Here is a 15,162-nt window from a genome sequence, read left to right as displayed (position 1 = left end):
CGAACCTACGACCACTCGATTAACAGTCGAGAGCTCTACCGCTGAGCTATCAGGGACCAGACCCGGATGCCCGGGGCAGGTGCGCGCTAATAGCAGGCGTTTCGGGTTTGGCAAGCGCCAGATTGTCCAAAAATCGCCGTGGAAATTCAGACCAGAAACTGTTCGGCGAAAATCCGCTCGTCCAGGCTCCTGCCCTTGTCGAACAAGAGCGTGAGCCGGTGTTCTCGCGCAGCGCTCACGCGCACTTCGCTGATGTCGCGCACTTCCTTCTGGTCTGCCACAACGGAGACCGGCCGCTTTGCCGCCTCGAGCGAGCGGAACAGGATCTGGCAGCTTTCCGGCAGGATCGCTCCGCGCCAGCGGCGGGGGCGGAACGGGCTGATCGGGGTGAGCGCCAGCATCGCGCTGCCGAGCGGCAGGATCGGTCCATTGGCCGAAAGGTTGTAGGCCGTGGAGCCCGCCGGCGTTGCCACCAGCACGCCGTCGCACGAAAGTTCGGGCATCCGCACTTTGCCGTTGACCGAAACTTCGAGCTTCGCCGTCTGGCGCGTTTCGCGCAGGAGCGAGACTTCATTGATCGCCCAGGAAGAATAGGTTTCCCCTGTCTGCGTGACCGCCTCCATCCACAGCGGCGCAACCGCGACTCCGCGCGCCTTGGCCACGCGCTCGGCGATGGGGCGGGAAGCCTTGTGGCGGTTCATCAGGAAGCCGACAGTGCCGAGATTGAGCCCATAGGCGGGGATCACGCGGCCCGTATCCAGCATGTGATGCAAGGTCTGCAGCATAAAGCCGTCACCGCCGAGCACGACGGCAATATCGGCCTCTTCAAGCGGCACCCAGTGGTGTGACGCGACCAGGGCCGCCTCGGCCTCCTGCGCGCGGTCGGTGGGGGAGGCGAGAAGAGCCAGCCGGGGGCTATCGGGCATTGATCAAGGCGCTCCTCAGGTACGACGCATCATTCTTCATCCGCCCCGCACAGCGCGGCAATCTCAATCGACGGCGCAACTGATATGGAGCGACCCAAATCGGTGCAATGCCAAATGGCACAGCAAGGATGATTTCGCCGTACCAATCGCCTAAGACGGCGACGATGAACGGAACCATGCTTCTCCCCGGCGATGATCGCGATGTCCTGACCGGCCTTCCCGGCCTCGAAACTGCGGCACTTTGGCTCGATGGCGCGGGGGACACCGGCTTCGTTCAGGCGATGATGGTAAGCTTGCAGCGCATGCCGGCGGTTAACCTCGCCTATGGCATGGCTGGCGGCGACCGCGTGCTGGTCGAGGTCGCGCGGCGGCTGAGGGATTTCGTCGCGGACGAACTCGGCTCTCAGGCCATGGTGGCGCGCGCCGCAGGCGGAGCGTTCCTCGTCGCTTCCCGAGCGGCGCTGAGCCGGGAGCGCTGGCAGTGGCTGGCCGAAGCGCTGGGGCGCGCCATTGCGCGGCCGCTGGTGGTAGATGGCGAGCGGCTGAGCCTTGCCCCCCGCATGGCGCTGCTGCGCGGCCGGCCGGGTGAGGCGGGCGCTGCGCTGCTGGACCGGCTCGATCAGGTCTCGGGCGATCTCCAGCGCCGCAGCGGACGGCGCGTGCTGTGGGCAGACGGCAGCCATCCGGCGCGCGGGCGCAGCGCGGCGAGCCTCGAGGGCGATCTCCTTGGCGCGCTCCACCGTGACGAGATTGCGGTGCTGTTCCAGCCGCAGTTCAGCGTGGCCACCGGCGCGCTGGCGGGGGCGGAAGCGCTGGCGCGGTGGGAGCATCCCGGCTTTGGCCGCATCTGCGCCGAAACGCTGTTCGCCGTGGCGGACCGGGGCGATCACGTGGCGCAGCTTTCGCGCCATATCGGCAAGCGCGCATTGGCCATGGCGGCGGCCTGGCCAGAAACCGGGCCAACCCCGCTCCGGCTCTCGCTCAACGTCACGGCGGAAGACTTTGCCGTGGGCGACTTTGCGGCGAGCCTCAAGGCGGCGCTGGAGGCCAGCGCGTTTCCGGCCGAACGCCTGACGATCGAGATCACCGAGCAGACGCTGATCACCGACTTCGAAGCCTGCGCTGCTGCGCTGCGCGAGCTCGCCGCGCTGGGGGTGAGCGTTGCGCTGGATGATTTCGGGACGGGTTTCTCCAATTTCCGCGCGCTGAAGGCACTCCCGCTCGATGCCCTCAAGCTCGACCGCTCTCTGGTGGTGGATATCGAGCAAGACCCGCGCGACCGGGCAATCCTTGCGGCCATGGTGGCGATGTCGCGCGCGCTGGGCCTCAAGGTGATTGCCGAAGGGGTGGAGACGGCGGGGCAGCTCGCGATCCTGCAGGACGAGGGCTGCGACCTGTTTCAGGGCTTCCTGCGGTCGGGTCCAATCTCTGCCGAGGAATTTGCCGCAATGATGGCGTTGAATTAAAATCATTGGCGTGACCATTGACTTCCGCCTCGCGACTTATGGCACGCTCGCGCCCGGGCGGGTGAACCACCATCAATTGGCGGAGCTGGAAGGCCAATGGACCACCGGCACGATCCGGGGCCGCCTGATCGAGACGGGCTGGGGCGCGGCGCTCGGTTATCCGGCGCTGGTGCTCGATCCGGCGGGTGAGGCTATCGCGGTCCACTTGTTCACCTCGGCTGATCTCCCGGCGCACTGGGCGCGGCTCGATGCGTTCGAGGGGGCGGAGTATCGGCGCGGTGAGGTGATCGTGGAAACGGATGCGGGCCGCGTGCCAGCGTGGATCTATCTGGCCGCCTGACCCGACCCGCTACTCGTCCTGATCGGGCGGGCGCTTGGCCCAGAAGGTGCCCGTTTCGCCCAGCTTGCGGCCATAGGCGAAGAGGGTGCGCATGACTTGCGTGTCGAACAGGCCCTTTTCGGAGCGGGGGTAGTCCTTGTCGATGAAGCTGAGGTTGAAATCGACGCCGTGCCCCTTGGCGTAGAGGTAGCTGAGGTTCACCGTGCTCGCCATCGAGCGGCGCATGTTGAGCGTGATAGCCTGGCTGGCAATTGGCACGGTGCGCGGCTTCACGAGGTGGAATTCGCCGTTCAGCTTGTTGTTCACGATCATGTAGATGTGCAGACGATTGAGTGCCGTGGGCAGTTTCCCCGCGACGATCGCCTGATCAGGCAAGGTGAGGATCTGCGCGGTGGTGCCGCCATCGACATGCATTTCGCTGATTTCGCGCCCGTTCACCTCCGCCTTGATCATCACCGGCGCGAAGAAGGCGGGGATCGCCGAGGAGGCGAGCAGCACCTGCCGGAACAGGCCGTAGCGCCCCGGCGCCTTGCTCGCGGCAATCGCGCCCATGTTCCAGATCACCATGCGCTGCGCATCGAGATTGGCGGTGCCGACGAACAGCCGCCGCCCGCGCGCGTGCTCGGCCGCGATGCGGTCGATCAGGGCATCGGTCATCACTTCGCCGATCATCCGCGCGAGCGGCTTGGTGCTGGCGATGCTGGGGGAGAACGGGATCGCCAAGGGGAAGTGGTTCTTGTAGATATTTTTCGCCGAGATGGTGGTGAATAGCTTCTCCAGCGTGGCATCCTGATCAGGGCCGAGGAAGGCGAACGGCGCGATCAGCGCGCCGGTGCTGACACCGGTGACGACGGCAAATTCGGGCCGCGTGCCGGATTGGGTCCACCCGCCGAGCAGCCCCGCGCCATAGGCTCCGTTGTCCGATCCGCCCGAGAGCGCCAGCATCGAGCGTTCGCCGTTTGCGTCGCTATAGGCAGGCGCCATCAACCGCGCGGTGCCGGGTTCATCGCCCCAGAAGCGGGCACCTGGCATGCCGGGGATTGTTGCCTCTGCCTGCTGGCGTTCGTTGAACGGCTCGCGGCTGATCGTGGCGCAGCCCGCCAGCGCAAGACTGATGCCCAGCAGCGCAGCCTTTGGCGCGGCCATCGTGTTGTTCCCCAAACCCGTTACCCCTTGTTCGCGAACATGGCGGGAAAGTGTCCCGCGGCCTGCTGCGCGCCTTGGTGGCGGCGGCGAGGCGAGGTTCCTGGCTGCGCGCGAAAGCCGGGAACAAACGGGCGCTTAGCACAAGGCGGTGGAAACGGTGCACGCAATCGGATTGCGTCAGCTCCGGAAATCTGCCTCTCATCGAGCAAGAGCACGAGGGAGTGACTACGCATGACCGTCAAAGTGATCAGCATGGAGCCCGATCCACTGGCGCCCTATGCGATCTCGCCGGGGTGGCAGGTGGGGAACTTGCTGTTCCTTTCAGGGCAGGCGGCGATCAGCCCGGAGGGTGCGATTGTCGGCGTGGGTGATTTCGAGGCGCAGCTGGCGCAGACTTTCGCCAATATCCACGCCGTGCTGGCAGCGGGCGGGAGCGAGCGCAGCCGGATCGTGAAAGTGACGATCTATCTGACCGACATGGGTAACTTCCCGGCCATCGTGGAAGCACGGCGCAAGTATTTCACGCCGCCTTGGCCGGCGGATACGATTGTGGAGGTGAAGGGGTTGGCGCTGCCGGAGCTGATGGTGGAGATTGATGTGATTGCGGTGGTGACGGGTTGAGGGGTTCTGGACGCGTTACCGTCCCGTTCATCCTTCTTCGGGGGAGGTTCGTTGCGACCGACGTTCGAGCGCTTTGCGATTGAGGAACCGGCGGGCGGGCCGTTCAATGGCCAGATACGAGATCACGCCCATCCCGATCGCCGCGAGGAGAAGCACAATCGACGGAATGCGCCACCCGTAGCGCATGATCGGCTGCTGCCAGAGGTAAAGCGAGTAGGACAGGATCCCGAAGCTTTGCAAGACCGGGTGGGCAAGGCACTTTTTGAAGCCGGCGGGTGCCGTGTCCACGCCGTTTACCGCAAGCGCCAGAAGCGCGGGACCAAGGGTGTAGCGCAGGATGTTGGGGCTCGCAAAGAACAGCGCAAGGCTGCAGCCCAGAACCCATGGAGACGCCGCGCCAAGAAGACGAGCGATGCGCGGATCATCGGGGCTTTTCTCCTGTATCCAGAGGCGAAGGGCGGCGGAAAGCATGAGCGGGGCCGCGCTGACTTCGGTTCGCCAGTAGATCACATGAACACCGTCCGGATTGTTCAACCATAGCGGAATGGCCCGGGCCAGCGAAGCGCAGGCAAGGGCCGTGAGCAGCCATTTGGCGGCGGCGCGGTTGCGTGAGCCGAAGAAGGCGATCACCGCCAGAATGATATAGCAATGTTCCTCCACGCACAGCGACCAGAGATGCGCGAGATAGCGGGACTCCAGTCCGCCCCCGAGGGCCTGCGCATAATTGATCGTGAAGGTCAGCGCAGCCAGATACTCCCACGGACGCATCACGACAAAGCCGCGCCAGGTGAACCAGATCACCGAATAGACGGCCATCACATTAACGAAGACAATCAGTGTGGGGAGGATTCTGGCAGCTCTGCGCTGCAGGAACAGCGGCAGAGGCTGGCGCTGGACAAACAGGATATCGGCCATGAGCCGGCCGCTCAGCACGAAGAACAGGGTTACCCCGTATCCGCCGAGGACGAACAACGGCGGTAGGTAAACCGCAAGGAAGTGGCCGACCAGAACGGAGAGAATCGCCAGGCCGCGCCAGCCGTCGAGATAGAGGAGGCGCGGCGCTGCTTGGGAAGCGTCCCCGTGATCCTGATCCGCAAGGTACTGCGCCGGCCCCTGCATCCCGCTAAACCCTCTTCTCTGCGCGCGGCGCAATCACGCCAAGCCACTCCGGCCCCATGTGGGCTCTGGCCGGGTATCACCGTAACTCCCGATCTAGCTGACCGATATAGCCAACTTCCCGGCCATCGTGAAAGCGCAGCAGCGCTGTTCTGCGCTGTGCGGGCTGGGGGAGGCATGGGCTCAAGGTTTTGGCTTGAGGGATTTGGGGATTTTGTGAAACTTTCACCGCCATCCCCCCGTTGGGGCAGGTTCTGGGGCTGTTGGATTTGGCGGCGCGGGGCTGCGGCTGTTGGGCAGAGGGGGTGATCGCGCGACCGGTGCGGCGCCTGCACTGGCGCTGCGGGGAGGGCGTCGTGTTCTGCATGGGGGCGAGTGGCCGGACGGGCAGAGGCCATCCGGCGCAGCCTTGTGGCGATCATGGCCCGGGACCGGGGTAGCGGCTCGCTGGCATACCGGTCTTTGCTCGCGCCCGGCTGATAGCGGGGCGGGAGCCATGATCCTGTGCTGGCGCGGTAGTTTGCCTGATCGAGGTCTTGGGGAGACCGCCCCACCTTGAACCCGCAGCCCGCACCGGTCGCGTGGGCCGTGCCTTGGGGGCAAGACCCGAAAGAGCGAAGGCAAGGCCGGCCAAGCCTGCTCCCGATCTGCGGGGGCATTTAGCCTATTTGGTTCGTTTTGTCAAGGGGGGAGGGTGCAGTTGGGGTTGGTGACCCTTGGGTGATTGGGATGCGCCTCAAATTTCGATGGTTCCGTCGATGCTGCTAAATTCCGAACCTGTCTCCAACGTCATTTCCACGCCCTCGATCCGCTTCGAAAAAGGCAGCGTAAATTGCGGAAATTTATGGGTTGTTGCACCTGTTACTGTATCCCGATGGGCCGCGCGGGGGTTATGACAGGTTGGGGTGATGTAGGAAAATGGCGCGGTTGGAGGTCAGGGTCCTTGTTTTTCATAGCACTAGGTGCTACATAACTGCATGACTAGCATCGCTCCTGCCCGGGCTTTCAAGGCAGCCGGATTTGCCAAGGTGGCTCGCAAAGCGCGGATTTCGGACGAGGCGCTGTGCAAGGCCATTGCGCAGGTCATCTCGGGTCAAGCCGATGATCTGGGCGGCGGCGTATACAAGAAGCGGCTGCATGCGAATGCCTATCGCTCGATTGTTTTGGCGAGAGCCGGGGATTTCTGGGTTTACGAGTATTTGTTTGCCAAGAAGGACCGGGCCAATATCGACGAGGCCGAACTCAGGGGTTTCCGGATGCTCGCCAAGGCGTATGCCGGAGTGACCGCGGAGCAAGTGGGCGCGCTGCTGGTGGATGAGGATTGGATCGAGATTTGCCGCGGCGCGGCAGCACAGGAGACCGCATGATGAGCACCGCGAAGTACAAGAGCGACGCCTTTGCCGCGATCCACGCCTCGGCCAAGGCGCTGCGCAAGGTGGGTGCGATCGACAAGGCGACGATGCGCGATTTCGACGAGACGTGCCTTTCAGCGACGCCGGCATTCACGCCCGAAGCGGTGCGCCAGCTGCGCGAAGCCAACAATGTGAGCCAGCCGGTGTTCGCGCGCTATCTGAATACCAGCGAGTCCACGGTGGAGAAGTGGGAAACCGGGGCGAAGCGGCCGAGCGGGATGGCGTGCAAGCTGCTGGCCGTTGTGCAGAAGCATGGTTTGCAGATTTTGGTTTGAGGGTGAGTTTGTGGATTTAGTAAACTGTCACCGTAATCCCAGACAACAATATTGATCTTGGAGAAATGGCAATGAAGAAGTTTATTTTTCTAGGTCTGACCTTGGTTGCTCTCACAGCTTCGTCAGACGAAAATTTGAGCGGAAAAAAATACCAGATACCTGCGGGTACCTCACAAACCACTACCGTTTTATTTCCTAAAGGAAATCTGCACCTTTCCATGTATGGCGATGCCGATGCGCAGTATTATGGAATAATGGATGGCCCTTCTTGTAGAAATTCAAAAAAATTGATAAAGTATAATGCGGGCATAGGAGGGAATACAACGGAAAAAATTATTACAGTTGAAGCTGGAAAGACTATGGTTTTTATCGCAACAATTTTAAAACATAGTAGCTCAGGTGTTGGTAATGGTTATGGAATTTCCTTTCGTGACCAATGGAATTCTTGCACTCGGGTTTTTAGCTTTGCCCCAAAGCCGGGAGCTTTTTACATCATTTCCCAAGAGGCTCTACTGTCGAGTACGAATTTCTGTTCAGTAAGTGTCAAGGAAAAAACCACAGACGAACGTCCCCACGATCTCGTTGAGGGCCCACGATTGACGTGCATGTTCTAGGCCGGAGGGTTACGTAGGGTTACGCGCGGCGTTACGGTGGGCGTTCCGGTGACAGTTCACTAAATCCCCAATCCCATCACCCAATCTCCCCCACCCCCGTCAGCGTGATCGGCCCCGTTCCCAGGATTACGCTGGATTACAGTGACACTTTACTTAGTCCCCATTCCTTAGGGTGGATCGGGGTTATGCTGACAGTTGCAGCAATCCCGAGGTCCCGGGAGCGGTGGTTTGTGGGTTGCTCTGGATTCCCGCCTTCGCGGGAATGACGAAAGTGTGGGGCAGGTTCGTCGAGGAATTTCCGGGATGCAAGGGCTGTGGCCCTTGCCCGCCGGAGGCTCTTTTGCCTTTGAAGTCCGGGCTTGGTTTGACGGCCCCCTCTCCCAACCCTCTGCCCTGAAGGGGAGAGGGCTTTGAAGGTCACGCCCGCTTTTCGCCTCGGCGCGCGATGGCGCTGAGGCCCTTCGTCAGCTGCACCAGCCCATTGAGCCGCGCCTCCGGCGTCCCCCATGCGCGGTTGATGACCAGTTTGTTGTCTGGGCGCAGTTTGGCGGTGCCCTTGAGCCGGTCGATATAGGCGAAGAGGCCCGCTGGTTCGGGGAAGCTGTCGTTGTGGAAGCTGACCAGTGTGCCCTTTGCGCCGACGTCGATCTTGGCGATGTGGGCGGCGATGGCTTGGCGTTTGATTTCGATGAGCTTCAGCAGGTTCTGCGTCGGGCCGGGGAGGGCGCCGAAGCGGTCGATCATTTCGGCGGCGAGGGCTTCCACCGCGTCTGCGCCTTCGGCGTCGTTCATGCGGCGGTAGAGCGCCATGCGGACGGCGAGGTCCGGCACGTAGTCCTCCGGGATCATGATCGGGGCATCGACGGTGATCTGCGGGCTGAGCGTTTCGCGCGCCTTGGCGAGGCCGAGTTCGCCGGCCTTGGCGGCGAGGATCGCGTCCTCCAGCATCGATTGGTAAAGCTCGAAGCCGACTTCGCGGACGTGGCCGGACTGTTCGTCGCCCAGCAAGTTGCCTGCGCCGCGGATATCCAAGTCGTGGCTGGCGAGCTGGAAGCCTGCGCCGAGGCTGTCGAGATCGCTCAGCACTTTGAGGCGCTTTTCGGCGATTTCGGTGAGGGCCTGATTCTCCGGGTAGGTCAGGTAGGCATAGGCGCGCAGCTTGCCGCGCCCGACGCGGCCGCGCAGCTGGTAGAGCTGGGCGAGGCCGAAGCGGTCTGCGCGGTGGAGCACGATGGTGTTGGCGCTGGGGATATCGAGGCCGCTCTCGACGATGGTGGTCGAGAGGAGCACTTCGTAGCGCTTCTCGTAGAAGGCGCCCATGCGGTCTTCGACCTCGGTGGGGCTCATCTGGCCGTGCGCGGAGACGTAGCGGATCTCGGGCACATTGAGGCGCAGCCATTCCTCGAGATCGGGCATGTCGGCAATGCGGGGGACGACGATGAAGCTCTGCCCGCCGCGCTGGTGCTCGCGCATCAGGGCCTCGCGCATGGTGACGTCATCCCACGGCATGACGTAGGTGCGCACGGCGAGGCGGTCGACCGGCGGGGTCTGGATGGTGGAGAGTTCGCGCAGGCCGGACATCGCCATCTGCAAGGTGCGGGGGATGGGGGTGGCGGTGAGGGTGAGGACGTGGACGTCGGCCTTCAATTCCTTGAGGCGCTCCTTGTGGACGACACCGAAGCGCTGCTCCTCATCGACGATGACGAGGCCGAGGCGCTTGAAGTCCAGGCCCTTGGAGAGGAGCGCGTGGGTGCCGATGACGACATCGACGGTGCCGGCGGCGAGGCCCTCCTTCGTGGCGGCGGCTTCCTTGGCGGGCACGAGGCGCGAGAGGCGGCCGACTTCGAGCGGGAAGCCGGAGAAACGCTCGACAAAGGCGGTGTAGTGCTGGCGGGCGAGCAAGGTGGTCGGCGCAATGACGGCGACCTGCTTGCCGGCCATGGCGGCGACGAAGGCGGCGCGCAGGGCGACTTCGGTCTTGCCGAAGCCGACATCGCCACAGACGAGGCGGTCCATCGGTTTGCCGCTGGCGAGATCGCCGAGGACATCCTCGATGGCGCGTTCCTGATCGTCGGTCTCGGCCCAGGGGAAGCGATCGACGAAGGGGCCGTAGCTGGCGGGATCGGGGGCGAGGGTATCGGCTTCGCGCAGGGCCCGGAGCGCGGCGGTCTTCATCAGCTGGCCGGCAATTTCGAGGATGCGCTCGCGCATCTTGGCCTTGCGGCGCTGCCATGCCTCGCCGCCGAGCTTGTCGAGCTGGATGCCCTCGCTATCGTGGCCGTAGCGGGAGAGGACGTCGAGGTTTTCGACGGGGATGTAGAGCTTGTCGCCGCCGTGGTATTCGAGCTGGACGCAATCGTGCGGGCTGTCACCCACCGCCACCGGCACGAGGCCGATGTAGCGGCCGATGCCGTGCTCCATGTGGACGACGAGATCGCCGGTGCCGAGGGCGGCGAGTTCGGCGAGGAAGGCATCGGCATCCTTGCGCTTGCGCTTGGGGCGGACGAGGCGGTCGCCGAGGATGTCCTGTTCGGTGAGGACTTCGACATCGCCGCTGGAGAAGCCTTGTTCGAGCGGGAGGACGACGGTGGCGGGCTTGCCGGTGGCTGCGGCGCCGAGGGCTTCCTGCCAGGTTTCGGCGAGGATAGGCGGGGCTTTACCGGCATCGCGCAGGAGCGAGGCGAGGCGCGAGCGGGAACCAGCGGAGTAGGCCGCGATGATCGCCTTGTGGCCGCGGGTGGCGAGGGCGGCGAGGTGCTTTGCGGCAGCTTCGTAGATATTGGCGCCGGATGCGCGCTCCGGCGCGAAATCGCGCGGGGGGCCGAAGCCGAAATCGAGGACGCGGGCGCTCTCGGGCTCTGCGAACTGGCTCATGCGGTGGACGGGCCAGCCCATCAGAGCGCGGTCGAACTCGTCGCGGCTGAGGTAGAGCGCGGTCTCGGCGAGCGGGCGGTAGGTGGTGGTGCCGGCGCGCTGGCTGCTTTCGGCGCGGGCCTGCCGGTAGTCGGCGATATCGGCGAGGCGCTCCTCGGCGGCCTTGGCGGCAGCGGCATCGAGGATGACGACATCGCCGTCGGCAAGGTGATCGAAGAGCGTGACGAGGCGGTCTTCGAGGAGGGGGAGCCAGTGCTCCATGCCGGCGAGGCGGCGGCCGTCCGTCACCGCCTGATAGAGCGGATCGCTGGTGGCATTGGCGCCGAACTGCTCGCGGTAGCGGGTGCGGAAGCGGCGGATCGAGTCCTCGTCGAGCAGGGCTTCGCTGGCGGGAAGCAGCAAGTGCGACTGGACGGGCTGGACCGAGCGCTGGGTGGCGGGATCGAACAGGCGCATTGTCTCGATCTCGTCGCCGAAGAAATCGAGGCGCAGTCCGTGGCCGAGGCCGCTGGGGTAGAGGTCGAAGACCGAGCCGCGCACGGCGTATTCGCCGGAATCCACGACGGTATCGACGCGGCTGTAGCCCTGGCGCTGAACGAGGGCGATGAGGGCGTCGCGCGCGATTTCCTGACCGACCCGGAGCGCGCGGACGGATTCGCGCACGCGGAACGGGGTGAGCGTGCGCTGGAGCAGCGCGTTGATGGTGGTGACGAAGAGCTGCGGGCCTTCCAGCGGCTGCTGCAGCGCGTGGAGCGCAGCGAGGCGGCGGGCGCTGACCGACATGGCAGGGGATGCACGGTCGAACGGCAGGCAGTCCCACGCGGGGTATTCGGCGACGTCGAGCTCGGGCGCGAAGAACGCAGCGCTCTGGGTAACGGCGCGCATGGCGGCATCGTCTGCCGCGATGAAGATCGTGCGCCTGGGCGTTTTACCGGTGGCGGCTGCGCGGGCGAGATCGGCGAGCACAAGCGGTTGCGCCCCGCGCGCTATCGACGACAGCGTGAGCGGAATGGTTGCGGAAAGGATGCGGGACGGATCGGGCACGCGGGGCTTCAGCGCGGGATATTGACGTAATCGAGGCGGCGCATGGCGTCCATTTCAGGGCCTTCAAACGCGGGTGGGACAGGCTGGGTGCCGAGCGCCCAGGCCATGACATCGACGTCGTCTTCTTCGAGCAGGCGTTCGAACCAGTCGAGCGCGGCTTCATCCCACTGCACGTGGCGCGCATCGAAGAAGCAGCCGAACATGTAGTCCGCCTCGCGCGTGCCGCGGTGCCAGGCGCGGAATTTCATCCGGGCGAGGCGGTGATCCAGAGGGGAGTCGTTGTCGTTCATGCGGGGCCGATACGCCTTGTGTGGTAGGTGGGGCAAGCGCGTTGCACCCCGGGGCGAGGATGGCCTAAGCAGGTAGGATATGCGTCCCGATCTGCTCAATCCGTTGTTTGCCGAGACCGAGGGCCTCAAGGGCGTGGGGCCAGGGTTGGCGCGGCCGCTGGGCAAGCTGGGCCTGACGCGGGTGCGTGATCTCGTTTATCATCTGCCGGATAGGTTTGTGGCGCGGCGCGCGGTGGGCAATCTGGATGAGGCCGCGATTGGCGAACAGATCGTCATTGCGCTGACCGCGCGCGAACACCGCTCCAGCACGGGGCGCGGGCCCTATCGGATCATGGCCGAGGATGCGCTGGGCAATTATGTCGCGCTCGTGTGGTTCGGACGGGCGAGCTACACCGCCAAGAAGCAGCTGCCGGTGGGCGAGAAGCGCTGGGTGGCCGGGCGGCTCGACCAGTATGGGCAGAGCTGGCAGATCGTCCATCCCGAGCATATTGCCGAGGACAGCAGCGCGCTGGCGGGGACGCTCAACGAGGCGGTCTATCCGCTGACCGAGGGGCTGACGCAGGCGCGCATCGGCGCGCTGGTGGGGCAGGCGATGGGCATGGTGCCCGAGCTGCCGGAGTGGATCGAGCCTGGGCTGCTGGCGCAGTCTGGCTGGCCGGCGTGGCGCGACGCGCTGGCACGCGCGCACAAGGGTGCGGATGCGGTCGCGCGCGATCGGCTTGCCTATGATGAATTGCTGGCGAACAGCCTCGCGCTGATGCTGGTCAAGGCGAGCAACCGCACGCGGCGGACGGTGCCGCTGCGGGGCGATGGGCGCCTGCGGGACAAGCTGCGGCTGCCGTTTGCGCTGACAGGGGCGCAGGCGCGCTCGGTGGCGGAGATCGAGAGCGATCTGGCGCAGGACGCGCCGATGCTGCGGTTGCTGCAGGGCGATGTGGGTTCGGGCAAGACGGCGGTTGCGCTGCACGCGATGCTGATTGCGGTGGAAGCGGGGGCGCAAGCCGCGCTGCTCGCGCCGACCGAGATCCTCGCGCGCCAGCATGCCGAGACCTTGCAGCGCATGGCGGCGGGGACGGGGGTGCAGATCGCGCTGCTGACAGGCAAGACCACGCAGCGTGGCGGCACCAAGGCGCGTGAGGCGATCCTGATGGGCTTGCTGGATGGCAGCATCGATATCTGCGTCGGCACGCATGCGATCTTTCAGGAGAGCGTGACCTACCGCAATCTCGCGCTGGTGGTGATCGACGAGCAGCACCGCTTCGGCGTGGGCCAGCGGCTGATGCTGACGCAGAAGGGCAAGGCGACACCGCATTGCCTTGCCATGACTGCAACGCCGATCCCGCGCACGCTGACCCTGGCGCAATATGGCGAGATGGAGGTTTCCAAGCTCGACGAGATGCCGCCGGGTCGGCAGCCGATCGATACGCGCGTTGTGGCGGTGGAGCGGATGCCGGAGGTGGTCGAGGGGCTGGCGCGGCATCTGGCGACGGGCGCGCAGGCCTATTGGGTCTGCCCGATGGTGCGCGAGAACGAGACGGCGGATCTGGCGGCGGCGGAAGCGCGCTTTGCCGAGATGCAGTTGCGCTTTGGCGATCAGGTCGTGCTGGTGCACGGCCAGCTGCGGCCTGAGGTGAAGGACGCGGCGATGGAGCGCTTTGTGCGCGGCGAAGCGAAACTGCTGGTGGCGACGACGGTGATCGAAGTCGGTGTCGATGTGCCGGCGGCGAGCCTGATGGTGATCGAGCAGGCGGAGCGCTTTGGCCTTGCGCAATTGCACCAGTTGCGCGGCCGCGTGGGGCGTGGATCGGCGAAATCGACCTGCCTGCTGCTGCGCGGCGAAGCGCTTTCGGAAGTCGGGCGCGAGCGGCTTGCCCTGATGCGCGAGACGCAGGACGGGTTCCGCCTTGCGGAGGAGGACTTGCGGCTGCGCGGCGGCGGCGAACTGCTCGGCACGCGGCAATCGGGCGATACGCCCTTTCGGGTAGCCGACTTCGAACAGATTGCCCGGCTGCTGCCCATGGCGCATGACGACGCGCGGCTGCTGATGGAGCGCGATGGCGGGCTGGCGTCCCCGAGGGGCCAGGCGGCGCGGGCCCTGCTCTACCTGTTCGAGCGGGACTGGGGCGTGCAGCTGCTGCGGGGCGGTTAGTTCTGGAAGGACATAGTTTGAAGCGTGTTTCTGAGGCGGCCCGGGCGCTGGGCTATGCGGGGCTTCTGCCACAGGTCGCGGCGCTGCTGGCGGTGTTCAAGGGCGGGCCCTGGGCCTGGACGGGGCTGGCGCTGGCCTATGCCTATGCGGCGCTGATCTTCAGCTTTCTGGGCGGCGTCTGGTGGGGCATCGGGATTGCCAAGCCGGAAAGCCCGCGCTGGATATTCCTCGCCGGGGTCATGCCGTCGCTGATTGCGCTGGCGGGCTGGTTTCCGTGGATGCTGGGGTGGACATGGCCAGGGCCGGAACTCATCGCGCTGGGTGCGTGCATCGCGCTTTCACCGCTGATTGATCTTTCGATTGGCCTCAAGCCCGATGGCTGGCTGGCGCTGCGGCGCAATCTTTCGATCGGGCTGGGCGGGCTCAGCGTGCTGATCGGGTTGATGGCGGAGCGGGCGTCGGGGCTTTGATCGGGGCGTACAGACGCTGGGTTTGCACACTCAGGATCGCCCAGATCCACCCGCAATGACGAGGGAAAGGGCCTGCTGCGGCCCGTGATACGTGCGATGGAAACGAAGTGGTCGGGGAAAGAGGATTCGAACCTCCGGCCCCTGCCTCCCGAAGACAGTGCTCTACCAGTTTAGAGACCCTACCTTCGGTTCAAAATCCATTCAAAATCGGCAGCTTACGCGGCTCCACCCTTATAGTCGAATGTGGCTCCGATCACAATATCCGCCGTTCAGTGTGATCGGATTGTGATCGGCTTTGTGTTCAAAAGCCCGACGCGCCACCACAGACCTAGCCGTGCTAAGGGACGTGAAGATAGCCATCTTCGATAGGGTCGAAGGCGCTTTCCACGCGCCGGATGGTCCTGAAATCGACCTCAAGG

General features: G+C 64.7%; 13 protein-coding genes. 8 read left to right on the top strand and 5 right to left on the bottom strand.

All coding sequences use genetic code 11. From position 1 onward, the window contains the following. Positions 1 to 146 precede the first annotated feature (146 nt). Entirely contained in the window at positions 147 to 926 is a 780-nt protein-coding gene (locus Q0071_RS07940; protein WP_298167103.1) for an NAD kinase, read from the bottom strand. Between the two features lie 164 nt (positions 927 to 1,090). On the opposite strand from Q0071_RS07940, the gene Q0071_RS07935 reads away from it, so the two are divergent. Together Q0071_RS07935 and Q0071_RS07930 are read left to right on the top strand one after the other, a co-directional pair. Then, on the top strand, positions 1,091 to 2,392 hold the full coding sequence (locus Q0071_RS07935) for a bifunctional diguanylate cyclase/phosphodiesterase (RefSeq protein ID WP_298167101.1): 1,302 nt from the start codon (positions 1,091 to 1,093) through the stop codon (positions 2,390 to 2,392). A gap of 10 nt (positions 2,393 to 2,402) precedes the next feature. After that, positions 2,403 to 2,732 carry a gamma-glutamylcyclotransferase gene (locus tag Q0071_RS07930; RefSeq protein ID WP_298167099.1) on the top strand — a complete coding sequence of 110 codons (330 nt, stop codon included), beginning with the start codon at positions 2,403 to 2,405 and terminating at the stop codon, positions 2,730 to 2,732. A 9-nt stretch (positions 2,733 to 2,741) separates the two neighbouring features. Here Q0071_RS07930 and Q0071_RS07925 read toward each other — a convergent pair whose 3' ends face one another. After that, a complete protein-coding gene (locus tag Q0071_RS07925; protein ID WP_298167097.1) occupies positions 2,742 to 3,878 on the bottom strand; it encodes a patatin-like phospholipase family protein in 1,137 nt (378 codons plus the stop codon). Positions 3,879 to 4,109: 231 nt separating this feature from the next. Between Q0071_RS07925 and Q0071_RS07920 the strand changes: the two genes are divergently transcribed. Further along, entirely contained in the window at positions 4,110 to 4,499 is a 390-nt protein-coding gene (locus tag Q0071_RS07920) for a RidA family protein (RefSeq protein WP_298167096.1), read from the top strand. 27 nt (positions 4,500 to 4,526) lie between these two features. On the opposite strand, the gene Q0071_RS07915 is transcribed toward Q0071_RS07920, so the two are convergent. Next, the gene (locus tag Q0071_RS07915; protein WP_298167094.1) at positions 4,527 to 5,618 is read right to left on the bottom strand and encodes an acyltransferase; all 1,092 of its coding nucleotides are present in this window, start codon (positions 5,616 to 5,618) and stop codon (positions 4,527 to 4,529) included. A 974-nt stretch (positions 5,619 to 6,592) separates the two neighbouring features. On the opposite strand from Q0071_RS07915, the gene Q0071_RS07910 reads away from it, so the two are divergent. The 3 genes from Q0071_RS07910 to Q0071_RS07900 all read left to right on the top strand — a co-directional run bounded on the left by Q0071_RS07910 (position 6,593) and on the right by Q0071_RS07900 (position 7,916). Then, positions 6,593 to 6,982, top strand: a complete 390-nt coding sequence (locus Q0071_RS07910; protein ID WP_298167091.1) for a type II toxin-antitoxin system RelE/ParE family toxin — start codon at positions 6,593 to 6,595, stop codon at positions 6,980 to 6,982. After that, positions 6,982 to 7,302: a DNA-binding transcriptional regulator gene (locus Q0071_RS07905; RefSeq protein ID WP_298167088.1), complete on the top strand. Its 321-nt coding sequence runs from the start codon at positions 6,982 to 6,984 to the stop codon at positions 7,300 to 7,302. The genes Q0071_RS07910 and Q0071_RS07905 overlap by 1 nt, the downstream gene beginning before the upstream one ends. A gap of 65 nt (positions 7,303 to 7,367) precedes the next feature. Further along, on the top strand, positions 7,368 to 7,916 hold the full coding sequence (locus Q0071_RS07900; RefSeq protein ID WP_298167084.1) for a hypothetical protein: 549 nt from the start codon (positions 7,368 to 7,370) through the stop codon (positions 7,914 to 7,916). A 417-nt stretch (positions 7,917 to 8,333) separates the two neighbouring features. Here the strand turns inward: Q0071_RS07900 and mfd are convergent, their stop codons facing one another. Next, on the bottom strand, positions 8,334 to 11,834 hold the full coding sequence (gene mfd, locus Q0071_RS07895; protein WP_298167082.1) for a transcription-repair coupling factor: 3,501 nt from the start codon (positions 11,832 to 11,834) through the stop codon (positions 8,334 to 8,336). Positions 11,835 to 11,842: 8 nt separating this feature from the next. Next, positions 11,843 to 12,124, bottom strand: coding sequence for a succinate dehydrogenase assembly factor 2 (locus tag Q0071_RS07890; protein WP_298167080.1), 282 nt, complete (start codon positions 12,122 to 12,124; stop codon positions 11,843 to 11,845). 79 nt (positions 12,125 to 12,203) lie between these two features. Here Q0071_RS07890 and recG point away from each other — a divergent pair, with 79 nt between their 5' ends. Both recG and Q0071_RS07880 read left to right on the top strand, forming a co-directional pair. Next, on the top strand, positions 12,204 to 14,273 hold the full coding sequence (gene recG / locus Q0071_RS07885; protein ID WP_298167078.1) for an ATP-dependent DNA helicase RecG: 2,070 nt from the start codon (positions 12,204 to 12,206) through the stop codon (positions 14,271 to 14,273). A gap of 17 nt (positions 14,274 to 14,290) precedes the next feature. Next, on the top strand, positions 14,291 to 14,743 hold the full coding sequence (locus Q0071_RS07880) for a DUF3429 family protein (protein WP_298167076.1): 453 nt from the start codon (positions 14,291 to 14,293) through the stop codon (positions 14,741 to 14,743). The last annotated feature ends 419 nt before the right edge of the window (positions 14,744 to 15,162 follow it).

Source organism: Novosphingobium sp. (genome assembly GCF_027486195.1).
GTDB lineage: Bacteria > Pseudomonadota > Alphaproteobacteria > Sphingomonadales > Sphingomonadaceae > Novosphingobium.
This window is presented reverse-complemented; position numbering and strand designations above follow the sequence as displayed.